17 protein-coding genes and 1 tRNA gene are annotated in these 25322 nt (G+C 70.3%); 9 read left to right on the top strand and 9 right to left on the bottom strand.

Annotated elements, in window-relative coordinates; translation table 11 throughout:
- Positions 1-131: 131 nt before the first annotated feature.
- The 5 genes from RT282_RS16030 to fdhD form a co-directional block, all read right to left on the bottom strand.
- A complete protein-coding gene (locus RT282_RS16030) occupies positions 132-2213 on the bottom strand; it encodes a bifunctional 2',3'-cyclic-nucleotide 2'-phosphodiesterase/3'-nucleotidase (protein WP_313315899.1) in 2082 nt (693 codons plus the stop codon).
- Between the two features lie 138 nt (positions 2214-2351).
- Positions 2352-2753 (bottom strand): group II truncated hemoglobin, encoded by a 402-nt coding sequence (locus RT282_RS16025; protein WP_312304705.1) that lies wholly within the window; start codon positions 2751-2753, stop codon positions 2352-2354.
- Complete coding sequence (locus tag RT282_RS16020; RefSeq protein ID WP_312304707.1) at positions 2750-2995, bottom strand: hypothetical protein; 246 nt, start codon at positions 2993-2995, stop codon at positions 2750-2752. Before RT282_RS16020 ends, RT282_RS16025 begins: the two co-directional genes overlap by 4 nt.
- Positions 2996-3066: 71 nt before the next feature.
- Positions 3067-5586, bottom strand: a complete 2520-nt coding sequence (locus RT282_RS16015; protein WP_313315896.1) for an ABC transporter permease — start codon at positions 5584-5586, stop codon at positions 3067-3069.
- Positions 5587-5698: 112 nt separating this feature from the next.
- Positions 5699-6550 (bottom strand): formate dehydrogenase accessory sulfurtransferase FdhD, encoded by an 852-nt coding sequence (gene fdhD, locus RT282_RS16010; protein WP_313315894.1) that lies wholly within the window; start codon positions 6548-6550, stop codon positions 5699-5701.
- 222 nt (positions 6551-6772) lie between these two features.
- Here fdhD and fdnG point away from each other — a divergent pair, with 222 nt between their 5' ends.
- The 7 genes from fdnG to RT282_RS15975 all read left to right on the top strand — a co-directional run bounded on the left by fdnG (position 6773) and on the right by RT282_RS15975 (position 16166).
- Positions 6773-9838 (top strand): formate dehydrogenase-N subunit alpha, encoded by a 3066-nt coding sequence (fdnG, locus tag RT282_RS16005; protein WP_313315892.1) that lies wholly within the window; start codon positions 6773-6775, stop codon positions 9836-9838.
- 12 nt (positions 9839-9850) lie between these two features.
- Entirely contained in the window at positions 9851-10780 is a 930-nt protein-coding gene (gene fdxH, locus RT282_RS16000) for a formate dehydrogenase subunit beta (protein ID WP_313315890.1), read from the top strand.
- A complete protein-coding gene (locus RT282_RS15995) occupies positions 10777-11403 on the top strand; it encodes a formate dehydrogenase subunit gamma (RefSeq protein WP_312304714.1) in 627 nt (208 codons plus the stop codon). The genes fdxH and RT282_RS15995 overlap by 4 nt, the downstream gene beginning before the upstream one ends.
- A 207-nt stretch (positions 11404-11610) precedes the next feature.
- Complete coding sequence (gene fdhE, locus RT282_RS15990; RefSeq protein WP_312304716.1) at positions 11611-12576, top strand: formate dehydrogenase accessory protein FdhE; 966 nt, start codon at positions 11611-11613, stop codon at positions 12574-12576.
- Positions 12573-14009, top strand: coding sequence for an L-seryl-tRNA(Sec) selenium transferase (selA, locus tag RT282_RS15985; RefSeq protein WP_313315885.1), 1437 nt, complete (start codon positions 12573-12575; stop codon positions 14007-14009). Before fdhE ends, selA begins: the two co-directional genes overlap by 4 nt.
- A 77-nt stretch (positions 14010-14086) precedes the next feature.
- Positions 14087-16018, top strand: coding sequence for a selenocysteine-specific translation elongation factor (gene selB, locus RT282_RS15980; protein ID WP_313315884.1), 1932 nt, complete (start codon positions 14087-14089; stop codon positions 16016-16018).
- A 56-nt stretch (positions 16019-16074) separates the two neighbouring features.
- Positions 16075-16166, top strand: a tRNA-Sec gene (locus RT282_RS15975).
- 68 nt (positions 16167-16234) lie between these two features.
- Here RT282_RS15975 and RT282_RS15970 read toward each other — a convergent pair.
- Complete coding sequence (locus RT282_RS15970; RefSeq protein WP_313315883.1) at positions 16235-17290, bottom strand: AraC family transcriptional regulator; 1056 nt, start codon at positions 17288-17290, stop codon at positions 16235-16237.
- 215 nt (positions 17291-17505) lie between these two features.
- Here RT282_RS15970 and RT282_RS15965 point away from each other — a divergent pair, with 215 nt between their 5' ends.
- Entirely contained in the window at positions 17506-19473 is a 1968-nt protein-coding gene (locus tag RT282_RS15965; protein ID WP_313315881.1) for a hypothetical protein, read from the top strand.
- Between the two features lie 112 nt (positions 19474-19585).
- On the opposite strand, the gene RT282_RS15960 is transcribed toward RT282_RS15965, so the two are convergent.
- Positions 19586-21421, bottom strand: coding sequence for a chorismate-binding protein (locus tag RT282_RS15960; protein ID WP_313315879.1), 1836 nt, complete (start codon positions 21419-21421; stop codon positions 19586-19588).
- A 534-nt stretch (positions 21422-21955) separates the two neighbouring features.
- Here RT282_RS15960 and RT282_RS15955 point away from each other — a divergent pair.
- Positions 21956-23413, top strand: coding sequence for an iron-containing redox enzyme family protein (locus RT282_RS15955; protein ID WP_313315878.1), 1458 nt, complete (start codon positions 21956-21958; stop codon positions 23411-23413).
- A 335-nt stretch (positions 23414-23748) separates the two neighbouring features.
- On the opposite strand, the gene RT282_RS15950 is transcribed toward RT282_RS15955, so the two are convergent.
- Together RT282_RS15950 and secB are read right to left on the bottom strand one after the other, a co-directional pair.
- Positions 23749-24741 (bottom strand): NAD(P)H-dependent glycerol-3-phosphate dehydrogenase, encoded by a 993-nt coding sequence (locus RT282_RS15950; protein WP_313315876.1) that lies wholly within the window; start codon positions 24739-24741, stop codon positions 23749-23751.
- A 103-nt stretch (positions 24742-24844) separates the two neighbouring features.
- Positions 24845-25300: a protein-export chaperone SecB gene (gene secB / locus RT282_RS15945; protein WP_312306442.1), complete on the bottom strand. Its 456-nt coding sequence runs from the start codon at positions 25298-25300 to the stop codon at positions 24845-24847.
- Positions 25301-25322: the final 22 nt, after the last annotated feature.

Here is a 25322-nt window from a genome sequence, read left to right as displayed (position 1 = left end):
CGACCAGCACTTCAAGCCAAAACAGCCTTCAGCGCTTACCCATCAAGCGCCAGCAGCTATTGTTTTAGAAGCAAAAGACCCACGGGGCGTGCACCACCGTGGGCCAGCCCCCATGCGGGGGGACGCCGCGCTTACTTGGACAGGTCGATCTTGTACTTGGCCATGCCCTTGCCCGAGCCGTCATCGGCCGCGAGCAGCGACACGCCGGCCAGCCCCGCGGCCTGGGCCACGGGCAGCGCGTCCGCGCCGGAGCTGAACACCACGTCGCCCGCGGTCGTCACCTGGGTGAAGCGCCAGCTCTTGGCCGCTCCGTTGGCCACGCGCGTGACCTGCGGGTTCTTGCGGACGTACTCGATGACCACATCACGGTTGGCATCCGGCGAGGCCCAGATGGTGGCCGAACCGTCCAGCTTCGGGATGAAGCTCTTGCCGCTGGTGGCGCGGTAGTTGTTGGTGGCAATCACGAACTCCTGCGCCGGATCGATGGGCTGGCCCTTGTAGGTCAGGCCCTTGATGCGGCTGCCCACGGGCTGCGTCACGTCGATCTCGTACTGCACGTCCGCGGTGGTGAACATGTCGAAGTTGTAGCCGGGGAAGGTGCTGATGAGCGCCTGCTCGCCGGCTTTGGCGGGGTCGATCTGGTTGAAGCGCTTGGCGGCGGCCTCCAGCCAGTCCTTGATGTCGGCGCCGTTCACCTTCACCGCGTACACGGTGTTGGGGTAGAGGTACAGGTCGGCCGCGTTGTAGATGGCCAGCGGGCCGGCCGCGACGTCGGTGAAGTCCTTGCCGCCCTGGAAGCCCGACTTGAACGGCGCGCTCACCGACAGCACGGGCAGCTGCGCGTACTGCGGCAGGTTGGCCTGGATGTAGGCCGCCACGTAGGCCTGCTGCGCCTGGTTCACGATCTGGATCGCGCCGGGGTCGCCCACGTCGGCAAACAGCGTGCTCATGCGGAAGTCGGTGTTGCCGATCGGCGTCTTTACGTAGTTGATGGCGGCCTGGTGCTGGCTCTCGATCAGCGGTGCCACGGCGGGGTCGGCGGCCACGAATACGTTGGCGCCTGCGGCGTCCTTGGTCTGGATGTTGCGCAGCTCGCTCTTGCTGGCCGCCTTGTCCACGCTCCAGGCCTTGCCGTCCCACTTCAGCGCAAGCTGGATCACGCCCAACGCCTTGCCCCAGGAGCTGGCCATCACGGCAGGCACGCCATTGATGGTGCCGGCCTTGTTGTCCACGCCAGCCTGCGTGAAGGCGGGCTGGGCCGACAGGTCCGGGAACACGCTGTGCTGGTGGCCCATGACCATGGCGTCGATGCCCGGCACCTTGGACAGGTGCAGGCCCGGGTTCTCCATGGTGGGCGAGTAGCTGCTGGCGTCCAGGCCGCCGTGCAGCAGCGCGACGACCAGCTGGGCACCCTTGGCACGCAGCTCGGGCACGTACTTCTGCGCGGCCTCCACGGCGCCTTCGGTGTAGACCTTGCCCTCCAGGAAGCGCTTGTCCCAGTTCATGATGCCCGGCGTGGTGAACCCGATCACGCCGATCTTGATGGGCAGCTGGACCTCCTTGCCGTCGCTGGACTTGGCCACCAGCGTGCGCTCCAGCACCGTGTAGGGCTGCACCAGGGGCTTCTTGGTCTTGCTGCTGTACACGTTGGCCAGCACGGCGGGATAGCCGTTGCCCGCACATTTCTTGGTGGCGTCCACGCCGTCCACCTCCAGGCCGCCGCCCAGCACCTGGTTCAGGAACGGCAGGCCGTAGTTGAACTCATGGTTGCCCAGCGTGCCCGCGTCAAAGCCTAAAGCGCCCATGGCCTTGTACATGGACAGCTGCTGCGTGCAGGGGATGGGGCTGACCGTGGCTTCGTAGTCGGCCAGGGCCGTGCCCTGGATGGTGTCGCCGTTGTCCACCAGCAGGGTGTTGGCGAACTCCTTGCGCGCGGCGCGCACCAGCGTGGCCGTACGCTCGAAGCCATAGGTCTTGTCCTCAGCCAGCTTGAAGTAGTCGAAGCTGCGCACGTTGAAGTGCAGATCGGTGGTTTCCAGCACGGCCAGCGTGGCCGTGGCGGGCGTGGCGGCGGAGCTGTCGCCATCGTCGTCGTTGCCGCCGCAGGCGGCCAGCAGCGCGGCACAGGCCAGCGCGCCCAGCGCATGGCGACGGGGGAAAACAACGGCAAGGCGCGCGGCAAATGCCTGGCCGCGCAAGAAAGTGTCCTGCATGGAAGACCCTGGTGGTGGATAAAACGCCAGAGTCTGTGGGGCGGGTTTGACAGGCATGTGACGCCGCGGGTCCGCATGTCGCATCCGTCTTCACCGCGCTTGCCACAAGCGCCAATAGCTATTGAATCAATAGCTATTTCAACCGCCGCGGTTGCGCATCCAGTCGGCCGTGCCCATGAAGCTCTCGTTCAGGCGCGCGCGCAGGTCGTCGGGCACACCCACCTCGCCCATGGCCTGGTCCATGCAGGCGACCCACTGGTCCCGCTCCAGGATGCCGATGGAAAACGGCATGTGGCGCGCGCGCAAGCGCGGGTGGCCGAAGCGGCTCTGGTAATGGTCGGGCCCGCCCAGCCAGCCGCACAGGAACCAAAACAGCTTGTCGCGCGCATCGGCCAGCGTGCTGCCGTGCGCGGCGCGCAGCTCGGCGTAGCCGGGCTCCAGGTCCATCAGGTCGTAGAAGCGGTCCACCAGCGTGCGCACGGCGGTCTCGCCGCCTATCCATTCAAAGGGGGTGGTGGGTGGGGCTGCCGGGTCCGTCATGGCGGCGGATTGTAGGAAGGCCGCGTTTGCAGGGAATCGGCCCAACCCTCGTCGTCCGGCACGCCCTGGCCGGCGTACTGCTGGTTGCGCGAGTTGGAGCGCCAGACGCCGCCGGCCCAGCCCAGCTGCGGCTCGGTGCGGTACCAGTACCACTTGCCGTCGGCGTCCCGGGCCAGCCAGTCCCAGCCCTCGGGCGCCTGGGACCAGTCGGGTGTCCACGGGATGGCAGGCGATTCGGTCATGGTAAAAATATGAATGAAAAGTGGTTCAAAACCGCGCCAAACAAGCGCTGACAGCTATCAATAAGTGAGTTTCAAGAGGCCGCCTGGCGCAGCGTCTGCACCACCGGCCGGCGCAGCACCTCGCGCAGGCCCCACCAGCCCGCGGCCAGGGCCAGCAGCGCGCCGGCCAGTGCACCCGCGGCCGGCACCCACAGCGGCGCGCCCCAGGCGAAGTCGAACACGTAGCGCGCCAGCAGCCAGGCCATGGCCACGGCCACGCTGCTGGCCAGCAGGCCGGCCAGCAGGCCCACGCCGGCCAGCTCGGCGCGCTGCACCTGGCGCAGCAGCCGGCCCTGGGCGCCCAGGGCGCGCATGATGGCGAACTCGCGCGCGCGCTCCTCGCGCGTGGCGGTGACGGCGGCGAACAGCACCACCAGCCCGGCCGCCAGCGTGAAGACGAAGAGAAATTCCACCGCGCGGATGACCTGCGCCAGCACGCCCTGCACCTGCGCCAGCGTGGCGCCCATGTCCACGCTGGTGATGTTGGGGAAGTCGTGCACCAGGCTGTTGTCGAACTGCGCATCCTGCGGCGCGCGGAAGGCCGCCAGGTAGGTCAGCGGCACATCGGGCATCGCGGCCAGCGGATACATGACGAAGAAGTTGGCGCGCATGGAGCCCCAGTCCACATGGCGCAGGCTGGTGATGCGCGCCTCACTGGCCACGCCGCCGATGTCAAAGCGCAGCACGTCGCCCAGCCGCAGGCCCAGGGTCTGGGCGATGCCCTCCTCCACGCTGATGGCGCCCGCTTCGTCCGGCGTCCAGCGGCCGGCGCTGATGCGGTTGTGCGTCGGCGCCTGGGCGCTGTGCGAGAGGTTGAACTCGCGGTCCACCAGGCGGCGGGCGCGCTCATCCTGGTAATCCGCCAGGTGCACCTCGCGCCCGTTGATGGCCACCAGGCGGCCGCGGAACATGGGGTACCAGTCGTAGTCGGCCACGCCGGCGGCGGCCAGGCGGGCGCGAAAATCCTGCGCCTGCTCGGGCAGGATGTTGATGACGAAGCGGTCGGGCGCCTGCGCCGGCGTGGCGCGCTGCCAGCTGGCGATCAGGTCGGTGCGCAGCAGCACCAGCAGCACCAGGGCCAGCAGCCCCACGGCCAGGCTGCTGACCTGCACCACGGCATAGGCCGGGCGGGCGGCGATTTGGCGCGTGGCCAGCACCAGCCAGCGCGGCGCCGTGGCCTCGGGCACCAGGCGCGCCAGCAGCCGCACGGCCACCCAGGCCAGCAGCGCGAACAGCAGCACGGCGCCGGCAAAGCCGCCCAGGGCGATGGCGCCCAGTTTCACGTCGCGGGCCACGGCCAGCAGCAGCAGGCCGAAACCGGCCAGCCCCGCCGCCAGCACGGCCAGGGACGCGGGGCGCGGCCCGGCCAGGTCGCGGCGCAGCACGCGCAGCGGCGGTACCTGCGCCAGCTGCAGCAGCGGCGGCAGGCCGAAGGCCAGCATCAGCGCCAGGCCCACGCCCAGGCCCACGGCCGCCGGCCAGGCGGTGGCGGCGGGCAGGTCGGCCGCCACCAGGCCGGCCAGCAGCTGCACGAAGACGTGGTGCACGGCAAAGCCCAGGGCCACGCCCACAGTGCTGGCGGCCAGGCCCACGGCCAGGAACTCCAGCGCATAGGCCAGGGCGATGCTGCGCTGGGGCAGGCCCAGCACGCGCAACAGCGCGGCGCTGTCCAGGTGCCGGGCGGCGAAGGCGCGCGCCGCCAGCGCCACCGCCACGGCCGACAGCAGCGCCGCCAGCAGGGCCACCAGGTTGAGGAATTTCTGCGCCCGCTCCAGCGTCTGGCGCATCTCGGGCTGGCCGCTGTCGATGGACTCCACGCGCACGCCGCGCACGCCCTCCTTCGCCGCCTCCTGCGCGGCCCAGTCGGCGTAGCGCCGCGCGGCGCGCGGCTCGCCGGCCACGGCGAAGCGCCAGGTGATGCGGCTGGCCGGCTGCACCAGGCCGGTAGCCGGCAGGTCCTGCGCGTTGACCATGACGCGCGGCGCAAAGGCCATGAAGCCGGCGCCGCGGTCGGGCTCCAGCGTGATGACGCGGGCGATCGCCAGGCGCGCATCGCCCAGCAGCAGCGCGTCGCCCACCTGCAGGCCCAGGGCGGCCAGCAGCGGGCCGTCCACCCAGGCCTGGCCGGGCGCGGGAATCTCCCGGGTGGGCTGGCCGGGCGCCCCGGCGGCGGGCGCCACCTGCAACCGTCCGCGTAGCGGGTAGCCGGGCTCCACGCTTTTCAGGGCCACCAGCCGGCTGGCGCCGCCCTGAGCGTCGCTGGCGCGGGCCATGGTTGGAAAGCTCAGCGTGGTGGCACTGGCCAGGCCCAGCGCCCGGGCCTGCTCGGCGAAGGCCGGCGGCGTGGGGTTGTCGCTGGCCACGACCACGTCGCCGCCCAGCAGCTGCAGCGCGTCGCGCGCCAGGCCGCCCTGCAGCCGGTCGGCGAAGAAGCCCACGGAGGTCAACGCCGCCACGGCCAGCGTGACGGCCACCATCAGCAGGCGCAGCTCGCCCGCGCGCAGGTCGCGCCACAGCGCGCGCCAGGCCAGGGTGAGGGAGGAGGGTTTCATGGTGTTTTCGACCTCCAGCGCTTGCCAGTCAAGCGCAAGCTGCTATGAAAATAATAGTCATGCGCGGCGCTGCGCGCCGGGCCCGGGCCGCCGCGACGGGCCCCGGGGCGCTTCATACATAGCGCAGCGCCGTGGGCGGGCGGCACAGGCCCCACAGGTGCATGCCGGACTCGCGCGCCAGCTGCAGCGCCAGCGTGGTGGGCGCGGAGATGGTGGCAAAGGCCGGCACGCCCAGGCGCGCGCACTTGCGCACCAGTTCGTAGCTGGTGCGGCTGGTCATGACGACGAAGCCCGGCTCGCCCAGGCGCCCGGTCAACGCCAGGCGGCCAAACAGCTTGTCCAGCGCGTTGTGCCGGCCCACGTCTTCCAGCACCTCGGTCAGCTCGCCCTGGGGCGTGGCCCAGCCGGCGGCATGCAGCGAGCCGGCACGGGCGTTGAGCGGCTGGCGCCCGGGCAGGTCGCCGAAGGGACGCAGCACGGTCTGCGCATCCAGCGCGTCGCGCCAGGCCGGGGCGGGCACGGGCTCGGGCCGCAGGTCTAGCGCCTGCAGGCTGTCGATGCCGCAGACGCCGCAGCCGGTGCGCCCCACCAGGGCGCGGCGGCGCTCCTTCAGGCGCATGAAGTGGCGCGGCGGGATCTCGATGTGCACGGCGCGGCTTTCCTCCGGCGTGCCCTCGGCGTGCGTGTGCACCTGCACGTCGCGGCACTCGTGCGCCTGCTCCACCACGCCTTCGCTGAGCGCAAAGCCCACCGCGAACTCCGCCACGTCCAGCGGCGTGGCCATCATCACGGCGTGCGAGATGCCGTTGAAGACCAGCGCGATCGGCACCTCGGCGGCCACCTCCACCGCCTGCACGGCGGCGCCGCCGGCACGCCACTGCTGTGCCAGCAGGGGGTGCAGCGCGGCGGCGGTGGCGGCAGCGGGCGGCACGGGCGCTGCGGCAAGAAACTCGATCGCGGACATGGTCCGCACGATACCAGCCGCCGCCACCGCCCTGCGGGGCCGCCTGCGGCCGCCCCAGCGCCCCACTGGGAAATAGACCACGGCACTATGATGGTTGATGCAGGGCAAGCCCGCCGCCCCCTCGCTCCCAGGACTAAGTGCTAACCCGCACCGGCTTTGCGCCGTTAGCGGGGAAGATGGCACGACAACACGACAGATTTCCCCACGACAGGAGGTTCCATCATGGACATGAACCGCCGGCACTTCTTCCGCGTGAGCGGGGCAGGCCTGGTGGGCTCCAGCCTGGTCGCCATGGGCTTTTCGCCCGCGACCGCGCTTGCCGAGGTACGCCAGTACAAACTGGCCGCCGCCACGGTCACCCGCCAGACCTGCACTTATTGCTCCGTTGGCTGCGGCCTGCTCATGTATTCGCTGGGCGACGGCGGCAAGAACGTCAGGAGCTCGGTCATCCACGTCGAAGGCGACCCGGACCACCCGGTCAACCGCGGCACGCTGTGCCCCAAGGGCGCCGGTCTGCTGGACTTCATCAACAGCCCCAACCGGCTGCTGTACCCCGAGTACCGCGCGCCGGGCAGCAACGAGTGGAAGCGCCTGTCCTGGGACGATGCGCTGAACCGCATCGCCAAGCTGCTCAAGGACGACCGCGACGCCAACTTCCAGGCCAAGACGGATGACGGGCTGACCGTCAACCGCTGGCTGACCACCGGCATGCTGGCGGCCTCGGCCTCCAGCAACGAGGCCGGCTACATGACCTATAAGGTTGCCCGCTCCTGGGGCATCCTCGCATTCGACAACCAGGCACGTGTTTGACACGGCCCGACGGTGGCAGGTCTTGCCCCGACGTTTGGCCGTGGAGCGATGACGAACCATTGGGTCGACATCAAGAATGCGGACGTTATTTTGATCATGGGCGGCAATGCCGCCGAAGCACACCCGTGCGGTTTTAAGTGGGTCACCGAAGCCAAGGCGCACAACAAGGCGCACTTCATGGTGGTGGACCCGCGCTTCAACCGCTCGGCCTCGGTCGCCGATTTCTATGCCCCGATCCGCTCGGGCAGCGACATCGTCTTCCTGGGCGGGATCATCAATTACCTGTTGTCCAACGACAAGATCCACCACGAGTACGTGCACAACTACACGGACTTCAGCTTCATCGTGCGCGATGACTACCAGTTCGTGGACGGCATCTTCTCGGGCTACGACGAGCAAAAGCGCACCTACGACAAGAAGAGCTGGGACTACGAGCTTGGTGAGGACGGTTATGTGAAGACCGACCCCACGCTGCAGCATCCGCGCTGCGTGTACCAGCTCATGAAGAAGCACTACGAGAGCTACACGCCCGAGAAGGTGGAGAGCGTCTGCGGCACGCCCAAGGACAAGTTCCTGCACGTGTGCGAGAAGTTCGCCTCCACCGCCGTGCCGGGCCGCGCCGCGACCATCATGTACGCGCTGGGCTGGACGCAGCACTCCATCGGCTCGCAGATCCTGCGCTGCGCGGCCATGGTGCAGCTGCTGTGCGGCAACATCGGCGTGGCCGGCGGCGGCATGAACGCGCTGCGCGGGCACTCCAACATCCAGGGCCTGACCGACCTGGGGCTGCTGTCGTCCAGCATGCCGGGCTACCTCACCCTGCCCAACGAAAAAGAGCAGGACTACGCCGCCTTCATGGAGGCGCGCACGCCCAAGACGCTGCGTCCCGGCCAGATGAATTACTGGCAGAACTACTCGAAGTTCCACGTCAGCCTGATGAAGTCGCTCTTCGGCGCGGCGGCCACAGCCGAGAACAACTGGGCCTTCGACTACCTGCCCAAGCTCGACAAGCAGTACGACATGCTGCAGATCTTCCAGCTCATGAACGAGGGCAAGGTCAACGGCTACATCGCGCAGGGCTTCAACCCGATCGCGGCGCTGTCCAACAGCCACCGCGTGCGTGACGGCCTGGCCAAGCTGAAGTTCCTGGTCGTCATGGACCCGCTGGCCACCGAGACGTCCGAGTTCTGGAAGAACCACGGCGAGTTCAACGACATCGACACGGCCAGCGTGCAGACGGAGGTCTTCCGCCTGCCCACGACCTGCTTTGCCGAGGAAGAAGGCACGGTGGTTAGCTCGTCGCGCGTGCTGCAGTGGCACTGGAAGGCCGCCGAGCCGCCGGGCGAGGCGCGCACGGACGTGGCCATCATGGCCGGGCTGCACCTGCACCTGAAGGCGCTGTACCAAAAGGACGGCGGCGCCTTCCCCGACCCCATCGTCAACCTGGACTGGAAGTACGCCCAGGCCCAGCACCCGACCTCCGAGGAGATCGCCAAGGAATACAACGGCCGCGCGCTGGTGGACTTGGTGGACCCCAAGGACCCGACCAAGGTGCTGCGCGCCGCGGGCCAGCAGGTGGCCGGCTTTGCCGAGCTGCGTGACGATGGCACCACGGCCAGCGGCTGCTGGATCTATGCCGGCTGCTGGACGCAGGCAGGCAACCAGATGTCGCGCCGCGACAACTCCGACCCGACCGGCATCGGCAACACGCTGAACTGGGCCTGGGCCTGGCCTGCCAACCGCCGCGTGCTCTACAACCGCGCCTCGGCGGACGTGCAGGGCAAGCCCTTCAACCCCCGGCGCAAGCTGGTGGAATGGAACGGCAAGGCCTGGGTGGGCGCGGACGTGCCCGACACCGGCGCGGCCATCGCCCCCGAAACCGGCAATGGCCCGTTCCTGATGAACCCGGAGGGCGTGGCGCGCTTCTTTGCGCGCAAGGGCCTGGCCGAAGGGCCGTTCCCCACGCACTACGAGCCGTTCGACACGCCCATCGGCCGCAACCCGATGTACCCGGACAACCCCAAGGCCACGTCCTCGCCGGCCGCGCGGGTGTTCGACAACATCTGGGACACCTTTGGCAAGGCGCAGGACTTCCCCCACGTGGGCACGACCTACCGCCTGACCGAGCACTTCCACTACTGGACCAAGCACTCGCTGGTCAACGCCATCACCCAGCCCGAGCAGTTCGTCGAGATCGGCGAGGCGCTGGCCAAGGAGCTGGGCATCGTCGCGGGCGACCGCGTCAAGGTCAGCTCCAAGCGCGGCCACATCAAGGCAGTGGCGGTGGTGACCAAGCGCATCAAGGCCATGCAGATCGAGGGCAAGGCCGTGCACCACGTGGGCATCCCCATCCACTGGGGCTTCAAGGGTCTGACCAAGCCAGGCTACCTGGCCAACATCCTGACCCCCTTCGTGGGCGACGGCAACACCAACACGCCGGAATTCAAGACCTTCCTCGTGAAGGTCGAGAAGGCTTAAAGGAGTCACGAGATGGCACTGCAATCCCTTGACATCCAGCGCGTGTCGGCCACCACATCGCCCGCGCCGCAGGCGCGCAGCCCGCACTCGGGCGACGTGGCCAAGCTGATCGACGTTTCCAAGTGCATCGGCTGCAAGGCCTGCCAGGCGGCATGCATGGAATGGAACGACCTGCGCCAGGAGCCGGGCACCACGCACGGCACCTACGACAACCCCACGGACCTGACGCCCAATGCGTGGACGGTGATGCGCTTCACCGAATACGACAACGAGCAGACCGGCAACCTGGAGTGGCTGATCCGCAAGGACGGCTGCATGCACTGCGAGGACCCGGGCTGCCTGAAGGCCTGCCCGTCGCCCGGCGCCATCGTGCAGTACACCAACGGCATCGTGGACTTCCACGAGGAGCACTGCATCGGCTGCGGCTACTGCGTGACCGGCTGCCCGTTCAACGTGCCGCGCATCTCGCAGAAGGACAACAAGGCCTACAAGTGCACCTTGTGCTCCGACCGCGTGGCCGGGGGCCAGGAGCCGGCGTGCGTCAAGACCTGCCCCACTGGCGCCATCGTGTTCGGCACCAAGCAGGCGATGAAGGACCACGCGTCCGAACGCATCGTCGACCTGAAGGAGCGCGGCTACGCCAACGCCGGCCTGTACGACCCGGTCGGCGTGGGCGGCACGCACGTCATGTACGTGCTGCACCACGCGGACAAGCCGTCGCTGTACCAGGGCCTGCCGGACGCGCCGCGCATCAGCCCCATGGTCAGCCTCTGGAAGGGCGCCGCCAAGCCCCTGGCCATGCTGGCCCTGGGCGCGGCCGCCGTGGGCAGCCTGTTCCACTTCATCGCCAAGGGCCCCAACGAAGTCTCCAAGGACCTGGAAGACGAGATGGAGCGCCAGGACCGTGAGGCCGAAGCGGCCGCGAAGGAGAGCCAGCCATGAGACGCAACCCGCGCGACCTGCAGCGCTACACCGCCTCCGAGCGGCTGAACCACTGGATCGTGGGCATCTGCTTCATCCTGCTGGCGCTGTCCGGGCTGGCGTTTTTCCACCCGGCCTTCTACCCGCTGGTGCAGCTGTTGGGCGGCGGCCCCTGGGCGCGCATCCTGCACCCCTACATTGGGGTGGTGATGTTCCTGTTCTTCCTGGTCATGATCGTCCGCTTCGCGGCGCTCAACCTGATCGAGCGGCGCGACCTGGAGTGGCTGAAGAACGTCGGCAAGATGGTGGACGGCGACGACCACGACATGCCCGAGCAGGGCAAGTACAACGGCGGCCAGAAGCTCGTCTTCTGGGGCTTCGTGCTGTGCATGCTGCTGCTCATCGTCAGCGGTGTGGTCATGTGGCGCGCCTGGTGGACACCGCCCGTGGACATGGTGCGCCTGGCCTCGGTAGTGCATGCGGCCATCGCCGTGATCATGCTGGCCATCTTCATCCTGCACGTGTACGCGGCCATCTGGACGCGCGGCACCATCCGCGCCATGCTGTACGGCACCGTTACGCGCGCCTGGGCCAAGCAGCACCACCGCGGCTGGTACCGCAAGGTAACCGGGGATAACAGTTGACGACCACCCCCGAGGCGCCTGCGGCGCCTCCCCCTCAAGGGGGCGACGCCAGCGGCCGGGCAAAGCCCGATCCGCGGCGCCTGCTGGCTTGGGACAGCGTCCGAACAAGACGTGTCTGCTTTTAGCGAGCCCTAGCTGCTACCCTTGTCCCCGCCGCCGCCGGCCTGTGCCGACCGGCGGCGGTTTCATTTTTGGAGCTGTTTTTCCATGCAACGAATCTTGCAGCCGGGCGACATCGAAGCCCTGGACCGCACCAGCCCGCCGCGGGTGCGCCTGCCGCAGCCGGCCAGCCTGTTCGCCGAGCGCGCCGCGCGGCTGGCGCAGAAGGCCGAGGGCAACCCCATTGGCGACTACTTGCGCTTCCTGTCGCACCTGGCGCGCGCCCAGCAGCACGCCGCGGCCAGCGTGCAGACGGCCGCGCCCGATGCCGAGCTGATTGCCCGCGCGCAGGAGCACTCCATGCCGCTGCTGCCCGCCGCCAGCCACGTCGATCCGGCCTGGCACGCGGTGCTGGACCAGCTGGTGCAGGCCTGCGCCGCCGCGCCCGCCCTGCCCGAGGCCCTGGCGCCGGTGCTGGAGCGCCTGCGCACCCTGGGCCGCGAGGAGCGCGACACGCTGGCGCGGCGCGTGCTGGTCGGCCTGCTGAGCGAGGGCGAAGACCTGGCGGCCGCGCCCCTGGTCATGGCGGCGCTGCAGGTGGTCTTCGCGCACCGCGCCAGCCGCCTGCGCGAGGCCGACATCCCCTACACCGAGCCGGCCACCATCTGCCCCGTGTGCGCCACGGCGCCCGTGGCCAGCGTGCTGCGCATCGGCGGCCAGGCCAGCGGCCTGCGCTATCTGCACTGCGGCACCTGCGCCACCGAATGGCACATGGTGCGCGTCAAGTGCAGCCACTGCGAATCCACCCAGGGCATCCGCTATCAGGGTCTGGAGCAGCTGGAGCCCGGCGCGGCCCAGGCCGACCAGACCGTGCTGGCCGAAACCTGCGACGGCTGCCACACCTACCGCAAGCTGGTGAACCAGGAAAAAGACCCGCTGGCCGAGCCCCTGGCCGACGACCTGGCCACACTGATGCTGGACCTGCTGATGGGCGAGACCGACTACGCCCGCGCCAGCATGAACCCGCTGCTGCCGCTGTCGGACGCCGACCCCTCGGCCGACCCGCTGCCGTGATAGCCGCCGGCGCCACTACGCCCGCCGCGCGCCTGCCGGGCGTGGACCGCGTGCTGTCCACCCCGCTGGCGCGCAGCCTGGCGCAGGAGCACGGCGCCAGCGCCACCACCGCCGCCGTGCGCGCCGCCATCGACGCGCTGCGCCCGGCGGCCCTGGCCGGCGAACTGGCGCAGGAGGCGCTGGCGCCCGAGGCCGTGGCCGCCCAGGCCCAGGCGGCGCTGGCGCAGCGCCAGGCCTCGCGCCTGAAGGCCGTGTTCAACCTGACTGGCACGGTGCTGCACACCAACCTGGGCCGCGCCCTGCTGCCCGACACCGCCGTGCAGGCCGTCGTGCAGGCCCTGACCACCCCGGCCAACCTGGAATACGACCTGTCCACCGGCGGGCGGGGCGACCGCGACGACCTGGTGGAGGATCTGCTGCGCGAGCTGACCGGCGCCGAGGCCGCCACCATCGTCAACAACAACGCCGCGGCCGTGCTGCTGACGTTGAACGCCCTGGCCGCGCGCCGCGAGGTTGTCGTCTCGCGCGGCGAGCTGGTGGAGATCGGCGGCGCCTTCCGCATCCCGGACATCATGGCCCGCGCTGGCACCCGGCTGGTCGAGGTGGGCACCACCAACCGCACCCATCCGCGCGACTACGAAGACGCCATCGGCGCTCGCACCGCCCTCTTGATGAAGGTGCACTGCAGCAACTACGCCGTCACCGGCTTCACCAAAAGCGTGGGCGAGGCCGAGGTCGCCGCCATCGCCCACGCCCGCGGCCTGCCGCTGGCAGTCGACCTGGGCTCGGGCACGCTGGTGGACCTGGCGCAGTGGGGCCTGCCGCACGAGCCCACCGTGCGCGAAGTGGTCGCCGCGGGCGCCGACATCGTCACCTTCAGCGGCGACAAGCTGCTGGGCGGCCCGCAGGCCGGCCTGATCGTCGGGCGCCGCGACCTCATCGCCAAGATCAAGAAAAACCCGCTCAAGCGCGCCCTACGCGTGGGCAAGCTCACCCTGGCGGCGCTGGAGCCGGTGCTGCGCCTGTACCTGGCGCCCGAGCGCCTGCCCGAGCGGCTGACCACCCTGCACCTGCTCACCCGCGCCCAGGCCGACATGCAGGCCCAGGCCCAGGACCTGCTGGCGCCGCTGCAGGCCGCCGTGGGCGCCGGCTACAGCGTGCGCACCGCGCCCTGCTTCAGCCAGATCGGCAGCGGAGCCCTGCCCGAAGGCATCCTGCCCAGCTGGGCGCTGGCCGTGCAGCCCGTCAACGCCAAGCGCGGAGGCCGCCTGTTGGCGCAGCTGGAAGGCGCGCTGCGCGCCCTGCCCCGCCCCGTCATCGGCCGTATCGAGGGCGGCGCGCTGTGGCTGGATCTGCGCTGCCTGCAGGCGCACGAGACGCCCGCGTTCACCGCCCAGCTGGCCCTGCTGGCGCAGCCGCCGGGCGCGGCATGAATACGAGCCAAATCGGCCTACATCGCTTATGGCACAAGCGCTGGCAGCTATCAAAATCATAGTCTTTCCCGCCCACCATGATCATCGGCACCGCCGGCCACATCGACCACGGCAAGACCTCGCTGGTGCGCGCCCTCACCGGCGTGGAGACCACCCGCCTGCCCGAGGAGCGGCGCCGCGGCATCTCCATCGAGCTGGGCTACGCCTACCTGCAGGACGAGGACGGCGCCCCGTCGCTGGGCTTCGTCGACGTGCCCGGCCACGAGCGGCTGCTGCACACCATGCTGGCCGGCGCCACCGGCGTCGCCCACGCCCTGCTCGTCGTGGCGGCCGACGACGGCGTCATGCCGCAGACGCGCGAGCACCTGGCCGTGGTGGCCCTGCTGGGCGTCACCCAGGCGACGGTGGCCGTCACCAAGATCGACCGGCTGGAGCCCGCCGCGCGCGCCGCCCGCCTGGACGAGGTGCATCGCCAGGTACGCGCCCTGCTGGCCGGCACCGCGCTGGCCCAGGCGCCGCTGTTCGACGTCTCCGCCACTACCGGCGAGGGCGTGGAGGCGCTGCGCGCCCACCTGCAGGCCGCCGCCCGCGCGCCGCAGGGCAGCGCCGGCGCCCAGGCCCTGCGGCTGCCCATCGACCGCGCCTTCACCCTGGCCGGCGTGGGCACGGTGGTCACCGGCACCGTCGCCAGCGGCCAGGTGCGCGTGGGCGACGAGCTCAGCATCACGCCCGGGCCCGGCGGCGCGCCGCGCAGCGTACGCGTGCGCGGCATCCACGCGCACAACCAGCCCGCCGAGTCGGCCCGCGCCGGCCAGCGCTGCGCCCTGGCCCTGGCCGGCGTGGCCAAGGACGAGGTGCACCGCGGCCACTGGGCCTGCACGCCCAGCGTCGCCCTGGCCACCACCCGCATCGACGTGCAATGCCAGCTGTGGCCGCACGAGGAACACGCCCTGCGCTCGGGCACGCCCGTGCACGTGCACCTGGGCACCAGCGACGTGGTCGGCTCCATCGTGCTGCTGCAGCAGGACCAGCTGCTGCCCGGCGGTACCGCCCTGGCCCAGCTGGTGCTGCACGCCAGCGTGGCCGCCTGGCATGGCGACCGCGGCGTGCTGCGCGACGCCTCGGCCACCCGCACCCTGGCGGGCGTGCGCGTGCTCGACCCCTTCGCGCCCCAGCGCTGGCGCCGCACGCCCGAACGCCTGGCCCAGCTGGCCGCGCTGGCCCTGCCCAGGCGGGCCGAGCGCATCGCCGCGCTGCTGCAGCACGCGCCCCTGGGCCTGCCGCTGGCGGAGACCGCCCGCGCCGAAGGCCTGGCCGACGCAGCCGCCCTGCCCCTGCCGCCCGAGGCGCTGCTCATTGATGGAGGCGCCCTGGCGCTGTCGCCGGCCGCTCTGCAGGGCCTGTGCACGCTGGCGCTGGAGCGGCTGCGCGCCTTTCACACCGGCAATCCGGACGAGATCGGCCCGGACGCGCGCCGCCTGCGCCGCCTGGCCGCCCCCCGCGCGAGCGACGCGCTGTGGCATTACGTGGTGCAGCACCTCCTGGCCACCGGCGCGGTGGCGCGCACCGGCCACTGGCTGCACCTGCCCGAACATGCCGCGCGGCTGAACGCCGCCGAGCAGGCCCTGGCCGAACAGTTGCTGCCTCGGCTGCTGGACGGCGGCTTCGACCCGCCCTGGGTGCGCACCCTGGCCGCCGACCTGTCCGCGCCCGAGGCCCTGGTGCGCCAGACGCTGGCCAGCCTGGCGCGGCGCGGCCAGGCGTTCCAGGTGGTCAAGGACCTGTACTACCCGCTGCCCACCCTGGAGCGCCTGGCCGTCCTGGCGCGTGCTTGTCAGGAGGCGGACGGCGGCCTGAACGCCGCCACCTTCCGCGACGCCACCGGCCTGGGCCGCAAGCGCGCCATCCAGGTGCTGGAGTTCTTCAACCGCGTGGGCTTTACCCGCCGCGTGAAGGACGCGCACCTGCTGCGCCCGGACACGGCCCTGTTCGGCCAGCAGCAGGGGTAGGAGGCTGTACCATCCACGCCTGCGCCCGGCCTTGCGGCGCAGGCATCTTCTCCTGAGGAAGGGAAGCGTCCCTGGTGGGGCGCCCGGGCTTCAAACCCGGTGGACTGCGCCACGCGTGGTCGGAAGGTTCGACTCCTTCTCCTTTCCGCCCCCCTTTTTTTTGGCTCTGCCGGGCCGCGAACCCGCGCCACCTGAGGCGGCGGCAGCTCGTTGTCCCTACGAAGCCGCAACAGTGGCCAGGGGCCGCATGACCGCGGCGTACGGAAAGGGGCTGACCGCGCGCCCAGCCGGTCCGCCGGCGTGCAGCCGCGACGGGCTGATGCCGTAGCGCCGGCGAAACGCCCGTGAGAAATCGGAGGCGCTGCCAAAGCCGAGATCGTGCGCCAGCGTGGTCACAGTGCGGTCGTCGCCGCGCTGCAACGCCACCAGGGCATGGCGCAGGCGGCGCGCGCGCAGGTAGGCCATCACGCCCCCATAAGGCGCAAACAGCCGGTACAGCGCCGAGCGCGACACGCACAGCCGCGCGGCCAGGAAGTCGGCATCCAGCCCGTGCTGTTCCAGGTGCTGGTCGACGCAGGCTCTGGCCTTGTCCAGCAGGGCTGCCTGGCGGTGCGCTCCGCCCTCCTCGCGTCCGCAGTCGAGCGCGGCCAGCAGCAACTGCAGCGCGGCTTGCAGGGCGGCCTGCAGCTGGTGCGGAGCAAGGCTGCCGGCGCGCCCGGCCAGCGCCTGCAGGTACTCGCGCGCAAGACCCACCAGAGGCGAGTGGGCGGGCACCGTGCGGCCGTGCAGCAGCTCCGGGTCAGGCACCTGGGCCTCCACCGCACAGCGCGGCACGAACAGCGCCAGGGCGTGGTAGTCGGCCCGGCGGATGTGAAAGGGCTGGCGCATGTCCAGCGCCACCAGGCCGCCGGCCTCGGTGTGGCACTCGCGCCCGCGCAGCCGCTGGTGGCTGGCCCCGCCCTGGCACAGCACCTGGAAAGCGTAGTGCCCCAGCCCGTCGCGGGCGATGCGCGCAGCGCTGCGGTCCAGCGTGATGGCGGCGCTGCGGCAGTCGCTGAACACGATGCGCGCCTCGGCGCCGGTCGCCAGCGGCACGGCGTAGGCACTCACCGAGCCGACAAAGGCCTCGGCGCTGCCGCACGGATGGACGTCGATCAGCGCGCCCATGGCCTCGCGCCAGCCTTCGAAGCGGCGGGCGCCGCAGGTGTGCGACGTGCTGTAACGGGTGTGCAGCATCTCTGCGGCGCGGTGCGCGGGGTGGTCAGGGGGCATGGGCAGGTCTCGGGCAGACAGCAGCAGGACGTTCGGGCCGTTTGTCGCGCCAGGGCGGGCCTTGCGCCGCAATGGGACGGACGGTATGGCCGCTGGGACGCCTGCGCTAGCACCCGGGCGACGTTTTGCCTATCGTAACCAAGTGTTGTCGCGGCCGTGCCGTGCTTGCTCGTGTCCCTTCATTTGCTGTGTTTCACAACCCCTCCTGCTGCGTCATGACATCCCTCTCCCGCTTTGCACTGTATCCGCCGCCTCTCCTTGTTGCCCTGCTGCGCTGGCGCTGGCCGGCGCTGGCCTGCCTGTGCAGCCTGCTGCTGGTCGCCTGCGGCGGAGGCGGCGGTGCCGAAGAAACCCCTGCCGTCGAGCGCACCTCGCTGATCGGGCGCGTACAGACCACCGACGTGCTGGCGGGTGCCACGGTGCAGGTCGAAAGCGTCGACGCGCGCACGGGGGCCGGCCAGGCTGCCGGCGCCGGCACGGCGACCGAAACGGGCCTGTTCAGCATTCCCGCCGACCTGCCGCCTCACTCCGCCGTGCGCGTCACGGCGCAGGGGATCGACGCGCAAGGCGCCCTATGGGGGCTGCTGTCGGCGTACACGGAAGCGGCCGACCCGTCGCAAACGGTCCTGCAGGTCAACGCCGTCTCGACCCTGGTGGACCGCGTGCGCCGGCTGGCGCGCCTGCCACTGGACCAAGCCCGGGCACAGGTCGCCGCCAGCCTGGAACTGGGCGCTGAGATTTCCGACGACAGCAGCTTCGCGGACGTCACGGTGTTCGACCATGCCGCGCTGCGGCAGGCGCAGGTGGACAGCGGGCTGACCATGGACGCATACCTGGACCGCCTGGCCTCACAGATCGTGGCCGAGCCTCAGGCGCGGCACCGCTTCGTGCGCGCCATGAACGAGCCTGCCTGGGACGATCCACCGCGGCTACAGGGCCTGCCGTTCGCCGGCGACATCGCCGCGGCGGCTGCCAAGGCAGCGCTGAACAAGGCAGCCGGCAGCGATTCGGACATCGGCGCCGTGCTGGCCTCGCTGGGCTTTGGCTCCGACGCCAGGGTGCTCGCACAACTGCAGCAGATCAACCGCAAGCTCGACGCCCTGAAATCGGCCATGGACAACACCCAGCAGATGATCCGCGAAGGTCATCTGCGCCAGCGCACGCGTGATCTGGAACACTTCGCGGGAAAGATACGCACTGCCCAGAGCCTGCTGGAAGCGATAGCCGGCTACAAGAACGAGGGCAGCCGCCGGCAGGCTGCACGGGAATTCAACAACATCGTCGAGGGACTGTTGAACAACACGGGAGTCTTTTCCTCCGCGTTGCTCGGTGGTGGCTCAGACAGACCCCTGGCCGAGGACTTCATGGACCTGGTGTGGTCCGAGCCCTCGCAAAAGTTCTATTCCTGGCGTCACCAGGAGCGCATCCTGACCTTCCTGGACTACTACGACGCGCTCAACGGCGCCCTGTACCTGCTGTATGCCAACTACTACCGAGGGCTGGAGGTGGCCGACCCTGAAGCGCCGCAGGACCTCAGCGAAAACTTGGCCACCAAAGCCGAGGAGTTCGGCGAGCGCCGCAAGCAGTACCTGAAGACGTGGCCGCAGCGCCTGGACCACGAGCGCATGTTCATCGGCAAGACGCATCGCATCGTCTATTCGGGCGTGCAGGGCTATGGCCCGGCGGAAAAGCGCCTGGAACATCTGCGGCAGTTTCGCTTGGGCGGAGTCGAGTGGTTCATGCCGACGACCAAGTACTACGAACAGCAGGCCGGCATCAGCAATGCCACGGGGCAGAAAGCGACGCAGTGGCTGTACCGGGATTTCCTGGACTACGCCAAGAGCCGCAACCAGGCGATCGGCGAGGCGGTAGTCGCCGCGGGCGCCCCGGAGTACCTCAAGGGCACTGGCAAGGACGCGATTTTTTTGCTCAATGAGGATGTCCAACTGCACACGTGTCTCAGGGAGAGCTCGCGGGGCACCTGCCTGCACATGGCCTACGTGCATCAGGGCTATCGCGTCTTCGACCTGGCCAATAAATCCCAGCCCTCCTACGTGGCAAGACGGCCGTCGAAGGCCGGCAAGCCCGATTTGTCTCAGCCTGTGCCCGGCAACTACCACTACATCTACGCCCGCGAGCTGACGCAGAAGGACCAGGACCGCTGGCAGATTCCGGCGTTCTGAGTGTCCAGCAAGCGCGCGGCACACCCGGGATTCCACAGCACCGGACGCTGCGCGATTCTCAACACCGAAATCGGCCTCAGCCCTTTTCTGATAAGCGCAACCAGCTCCTATTTCAGGAGCAATCAGGCGTCGGCCGCCGCGGCTGTCCGTCCAGCCGCGCCGGCAGCCAGCCGCGCAGGCTGTTGACGAAGGCCCAGGCCTGCACCCGCGCCACGTCCTGCAGGCGCAGCACACCCTCTTCCACCCGGCCCTCGCGCAGCAGCGCGGCGCGGCCCACGCCGGGCAACAGGCCGCAGGCCAGGGGCGGGGTGATCCAGCGGCCGTCCAGCAGCGCGGCGAGGTTGCCGAAGGTGGTCTCGGTGATCTCGCCGGCCTCGTTGTAGAGCACGGTGTCGAATACGCCGCTGCCCGGCTGCGGCGCGAACGCCGCGTAGTGGGCGCGGCGCGTGGTCTTGTGGCGCACGAATTCGCCATGCGCCGCGGCAAAGGGCCGGTCGGCCAGCGCCAGCACCACGGGCCCGGCCGTGGGCGCCAGCGGAAAGGCCTCGGCCCGCGGGCGGCCCCGGGCGTCCAGCAGCATGCGCACACGCCATTGGCCGGCACTGTGCGTGCGGACGAGGTCGTCCAGGCACTCGTCCAGCGTGTGCGCATCCCAGGGGTAGCCGAAGTGCGCCGCGCCCTGCCGCAGGCGCGCCAGGTGCTCGGCGCGGTGGCGCAGGCGGCCGTCCACCAGCGCCAGGGTTTCCAGCAGGTCGAAGGGCTCGCTGGCGCGCTCCACAAAGGCGCGCTTGGCCGCCCACTCGCGCCATTCTTGAGGGGCCTGCGCCCCCCAGACGATGCCGCTGCCGATGCCGCAGCGCACCTGGTCGCCGTGCAGCTCCAGCGTGCGGATGGGCACGTTGAAGGTGGCGGCGATGGCGCCTGCGCCGCCCTCGGGATCGGGCCGCACCACGCCCAGCGCGCCGCAGTAGATGCCGCGCGGGCCGGCCTCCAGCGCGCGGATGGCGCGCATGGCCTCGACCTTGGGCGCGCCGGTGACCGAGCCGCAGGGAAACAGTGCCGCGAAGACGTGGGCCAGCCGCGTGCCGGAGCGCGTCTCGGCCCGCACGTCCGACGTCATCTGCCACACCGTCGGCAGGGCCTGGGTGTGCAGCAGGCGCGGCACCTGCACGCTGCCCGGCTGGGCGACGCGCGAGAGGTCGTTGCGCAGCAGGTCCACGATCATCACGTTCTCGGCACGCTCCTTCGGGGACGCACGCAGCTGCTGCTCGCGCGCCGCATCCTCCTCGGGCGTGGCGCCGCGCGCGGCCGTGCCCTTCATGGGCCGGGTGAGGATGGCGCCGCGGCCGTCTGCGCCGGCGCGCCAGTCGAAGAACAGCTCGGGCGAGACCGACAGCGCCTGCGCCGCGCCCATGTCCATCCAGGCCGCGTAGCCGCCCGGCTGGGCGCGCTGCAGGGCGGCGAACAGCGCCTGCGCCGCGCCTGTGAAACGACCGGTGAGCGGAGCCGTGTAGTTGACCTGGTAGTACCTGCCCTCGGCGATGCCCTGCTGGATGCGGGCCAGCGCCTCGTCGAAGGCCGGGCGCGGCAGCGGCGCTTCCCAGACGATGCGAGGAGCGTCCTGCGCGTCATCTGCTTCGTCCTGCGGCCGGGGCTGCGGGGCGGCGTGGACGGCGAACCAGGCCAGCGGCGCCGCATCGCCGGCCGGCTGCCCGTGCACGGCCAGCGCTGCGTCAAAGGCCGGCGCCGCCTCGTAGCGCAGCCCGCCCACGCACCACAGGCCGGCGCGGGCCGCCTGCTCCACGGCGTCCAGCACGGCCGGCACCTCGTCAGGCCGCAGGGCCTGCAGCACCCGCAGCGGCGCGCCGAAGGCATGGCGCAGGCGCGGGGCCGAGGCGTCCCATGGGTCGGAGAAGTCGATCAGTGCCGTGGTGGTTTTATGAGTCAAATCGGCCTCCAGCCTTTATGGATCAAGCGCTGGCAGCTATCAATATGGATGTGAATCCAGTCGTTAGACCGCCTCCATGTGCGGTGCCAATCAAGCCGGGCACCCTGCCGCAGGAGCCCTCGCCCTCCATGCACGCTTGCCTGGGCGCATGCAGAACGCGGGCGTCCGCAAGCGGTCCAAAGGGCGTCTTCATGGGGCGCGAAGCATAGCCGCATCGCGCACGCGGCCGTTGGCTGCAGCACGGCCCACGGATTCGTGGGTATTTTTTCTGCAGCCCCGCCAAGCTCAAAGCCTTGACGTGACCGATTCGGTCGCTCCGGGCACGGCCGGTGTTGGGCCCGCATGCGGCTGATCGACACCCTGGAGATTTGACCACCCGCGTCGGACAGGCCCGGCGAGCGGGTGCGCGCCGACGCCGACACGGGTAGGAGGGCGCCGACCGGCATGCACGGCACGCATTGATAGCCGGCCGGGCACGCTGCGCCGAGCATGGGGGCATCGCACTACACATGGCGCCTTCGCGCCCGCCCAGACATGTCTTCCTCCCCCGCCCTGGCAACGCCCCACGCCACCGCGCCGCGCCTGCGATGCTCCAGTGCCCCGCGCGCCCTCTACCACGCCCTGCAGCAGGGCTCGCCGGATGCGGACACCCGCACCCGCGCCGCGCACTACCTGCGCCGCAAGCTGCTCGAATCGGCCAGCCGGCCGGGTGACCTGCCCGAGACGCCGCAGGATCTGCATGCCTGGCGCGATGCCGGCGCCGCCCACGTCGCTCGCGACTACGCCGCTTACCTGGCCGAGCGACAGGACGGCGGCGCGCGGCGCTATTTCAGCAGCCGTGCGCACGCGCTGCACTTTCTGCGCGCCGTGGCCCCCACCAAGCTGGTCGACGGCTCCTGGCTGTACGGCCTGGCCGAGCACGCGGCCAATGTGCGCCTGGCCCCGCTGGTCACGACCTACCTGGAAGAGCTGGGCGACGGCGCCGCTGACAAGAACCACGTGCTGCTGTACCGCCGCCTGCTGGCGCAGCACGGCATCGCCGCCGAAGACGACGGCAGCCTGCCCGATGCGCTGTACGAGCAGGGTCTGATCCAGCTGTGCCTGGCCTGGAACGCCGCGGACTTTCTGCCCGAAGTCATTGGCTTCAACCTGGCCTACGAGCAGCTGCCGCTGCACCTGCTCATCACCAGCTACGAGCTGAACGAGCTGGGCATCGACCCCTACTACTTCACCCTGCACGTGACGGTGGACAACGGCCACAGCGGTCATGCCCGCCAGGCCTGCGACGCCGTGCTGGGCCTGCTGCCGCGCCGTGGCGACCCGGATGCCTTCTGGCAGCGCGTGCGCGCCGGCGCGCGCCTGGCCGACGCCGGCGTGGGCACCACACAGGTGATCGCGGACTTCGACATTGGCGCCGAGGTGCTGCGCATCCTGCAGGACAAGGCGCCGGCCGGGCACGGCGCGCATTCCAACTACTGCCGCGTGGCCGGGCGCAGCGTGAACGACTGGCTGGCCGATCCGCAGCAGATGCCCGCCTTCCTGCAGGCGCTGGCCGACGCCGGCTGGGTGCGCCCGGGCGCGCCGGCGCACCAGAGCCGCTTCTGGCAGCTGCTGCAGGGCGAGCACGCCGAGATGTTCGGCGTGTTCAGCCCGTATGAGCTGCAGGTTATCCATGACTGGCTGCGCGGCGAAGATGCCGCCGACGGCCAGGCCTGGGACGAGCGCGGCGCCGCCAACCAGTCGCCGCGCCGCCGGCCGAGTTTTCGTGCCCTTGCGCGGGCCGCCAAGGCGCGTGGGGCTGGCGTGACGCCGCAGGCGGACAGCGTCCGCACTCCACTGGATTCAGACGTGCCGGCCTTTGAAGAAGCGCTGCGCACCCTGCAGGGCGCCGAGCGCCGCGCCGCGCTGGTGCGGGCCATGGGCCCCGGCGAGCACTGGACGCCTGTGGGCCTGCGCGCCACGCAGCTGTTTCGGCGCGAGTGCTTCCTGTAGTTTCAAGCCCGATCGGGCTCCAGCCCTTATCAGTCAAGCGCTAGCCGCTATTCTTTGAATAGCGGCTTTGGCGTGCCTGGCTGCCGGGCACAGGCCGGGGAAAAGGCCACACGCCGCGTCAACCCAGGCCTACGCGGCGCATGAGCTTCGACGGACAGGGCTGCCACAGAGGGCTGCGTAAGGTTGGAGCCTCCTAACCACCAGCAAATCAAAGGAGTTTTCCATGCCCATCATTCTCTGGCTGCTCGGCGTCCCCCTGTCCATCGTGCTGCTGCTGATGCTGTTCGGTGTGCTGTAAGCACCTGGCCCGGAGCGCAGCGGCGCCGCCCACCGCGCTACTGCGTCTCCGGCCGGGGGTCGCGCTCCATCAGCAGCGCCACCACCTCCTCGGCCCGCAGCTGTCCCGCCAGCAGGGCCACCACACATTCGGCGATCGGCATTTCCACCCCCAGGACCCGAGCGCGTTGCACCACGGTGCGGGCGCTGTACACGCCCTCGGCCACATGGCCCAGTGAGTCGACCGCCTGCTCCAACGTTTTGCCCTCGGCCAGCAGCAGGCCGATGCGGCGGTTGCGCGACAGGTCACCAGTGGCCGTCAAAACCAGATCCCCCAGTCCCGACAGTCCCATGAACGTTTCGGCCCGTGCGCCCAGCGCCAGGCCCAGGCGGGTCATCTCCGCCAAGCCGCGCGTGACCAGCGCGGCGCGCGCGTTCAGGCCCAGGTGCAGGCCGTCGCACAGGCCGGTGGCGATGGCCAGCACGTTCTTCACGGCGCCACCTACTTCCACGCCCACGATGTCATCGCTGGCATAGACGCGCAGTGCGGGGCCATGAAAGCCGGCCACCAGCGCCTCACGCACGCGCGCATTGCGGCTGGCGGCGACCAGCGCCGTCGGCTGGGCCAGCGCCACCTCCTGCGCGAAGCTGGGACCGCTGAAGGCGCCGCTGGCCAGCTGTGGCGCCACCTGGGCGCAGACCTCGTGGGCCATCAGACCGGTACCGGCCTCGAAGCCCTTGCACAGCCAGGCCACGGGGGCGCTGCATCCATGCAGCGTCTGCAGCATGCCGCGCAGCGCGGACATGGGTGTGCCCAGGATGACCAAATCGGCTTGGCGCACCAGCGCCGACGCATCGCCCGAAGCGACATGCAGGGAAGGAGGAAAGGACAGGTCGCGCAGGTAGCGGGCATTGGCGCGTGCGGACTGCATGGCCTGGGCCTGCTGCGCATCGCGCGCCCACAGCTGCACGTCGTGGCCGCCCGGGTGCAAGGCTGCGGCGATGGCCACGGCCGTACCCCAGGCACCGGCGCCAAGCACTACGATTTTCATAGCTGCTACCGCTTATGTGGCGGGCGCTGGAGGCCAAAAAGACTATGAAACCCCAGACCCGGGCCGCGCCGCCAGGGCAGGCGGCAAGGCCGTCCCCGTCTGCTTACTGGGCCGTGTTGCCGGCGGCCTCGGCCGCGGCGGCCTGCTGCTGCTCGTACATGGCCTGGAAGTTGATTTCGGCCAGGTGCACGGGCGGGAAGCCGGCGCGGGTGATGACGTCCGCCACGTTGCCTCGCAGGTAGGGGTAGACGATCTGCGGGCAGGCCACGCCGATCACCACGCCCATCTGGTCCTCGGGCACGTTGCGGATCTCGAAGATGCCGGCCTGCTTGGCCTCGACCAGGAACACGGTCTTGTCCTTGATCTTGGTCTGCACGGTGGCGGTGACGGCGACTTCAAAGATGCCGTCCACCACGGGAGTGGCCTCGACGCCCAGCTGGATGTCCACGCTCGGCTGCTCCTGCTCCAGCAGGATGGTCGGCGAGTTGGGCTGCTCCAGCGACAGGTCCTTCAGGTACACGCGCTGGATCTGGAACACGGGGGTTTCTTCGGTGGCCATGGTCGGGGAAATGTCCGGTCAA

The organism is Pulveribacter sp., assembly GCF_032079985.1.
Classification (GTDB): Bacteria; Pseudomonadota; Gammaproteobacteria; order Burkholderiales; family Burkholderiaceae_C; genus Melaminivora.
This window is presented reverse-complemented; position numbering and strand designations above follow the sequence as displayed.

Excerpts from the sequence above, each read along its gene's own strand:
- RT282_RS15955 (WP_313315878.1), top strand. The coding sequence starts at position 21,956 with ATGTCTTCCTCCCCCGCCCTGGCAACGCCCCACGCCACCGCGCCGCGC.
- secB (WP_312306442.1), bottom strand. The coding sequence starts at position 25,300 with ATGGCCACCGAAGAAACCCCCGTGTTCCAGATCCAGCGCGTGTACCTG.
- RT282_RS15950 (WP_313315876.1), bottom strand. The coding sequence starts at position 24,741 with ATGAAAATCGTAGTGCTTGGCGCCGGTGCCTGGGGTACGGCCGTGGCC.
- fdxH (WP_313315890.1), top strand. The coding sequence starts at position 9,851 with ATGGCACTGCAATCCCTTGACATCCAGCGCGTGTCGGCCACCACATCG.
- RT282_RS15995 (WP_312304714.1), top strand. The coding sequence starts at position 10,777 with ATGAGACGCAACCCGCGCGACCTGCAGCGCTACACCGCCTCCGAGCGG.
- fdhE (WP_312304716.1), top strand. The coding sequence starts at position 11,611 with ATGCAACGAATCTTGCAGCCGGGCGACATCGAAGCCCTGGACCGCACC.
- fdhD (WP_313315894.1), bottom strand. The coding sequence starts at position 6,550 with ATGTCCGCGATCGAGTTTCTTGCCGCAGCGCCCGTGCCGCCCGCTGCC.
- RT282_RS16020 (WP_312304707.1), bottom strand. The coding sequence starts at position 2,995 with ATGACCGAATCGCCTGCCATCCCGTGGACACCCGACTGGTCCCAGGCG.
- RT282_RS16025 (WP_312304705.1), bottom strand. The coding sequence starts at position 2,753 with ATGACGGACCCGGCAGCCCCACCCACCACCCCCTTTGAATGGATAGGC.
- selB (WP_313315884.1), top strand. The coding sequence starts at position 14,087 with ATGATCATCGGCACCGCCGGCCACATCGACCACGGCAAGACCTCGCTG.
- RT282_RS15965 (WP_313315881.1), top strand. The coding sequence starts at position 17,506 with ATGACATCCCTCTCCCGCTTTGCACTGTATCCGCCGCCTCTCCTTGTT.
- RT282_RS16015 (WP_313315896.1), bottom strand. The coding sequence starts at position 5,586 with ATGAAACCCTCCTCCCTCACCCTGGCCTGGCGCGCGCTGTGGCGCGAC.
- RT282_RS15970 (WP_313315883.1), bottom strand. The coding sequence starts at position 17,290 with ATGCCCCCTGACCACCCCGCGCACCGCGCCGCAGAGATGCTGCACACC.
- RT282_RS16030 (WP_313315899.1), bottom strand. The coding sequence starts at position 2,213 with ATGCAGGACACTTTCTTGCGCGGCCAGGCATTTGCCGCGCGCCTTGCC.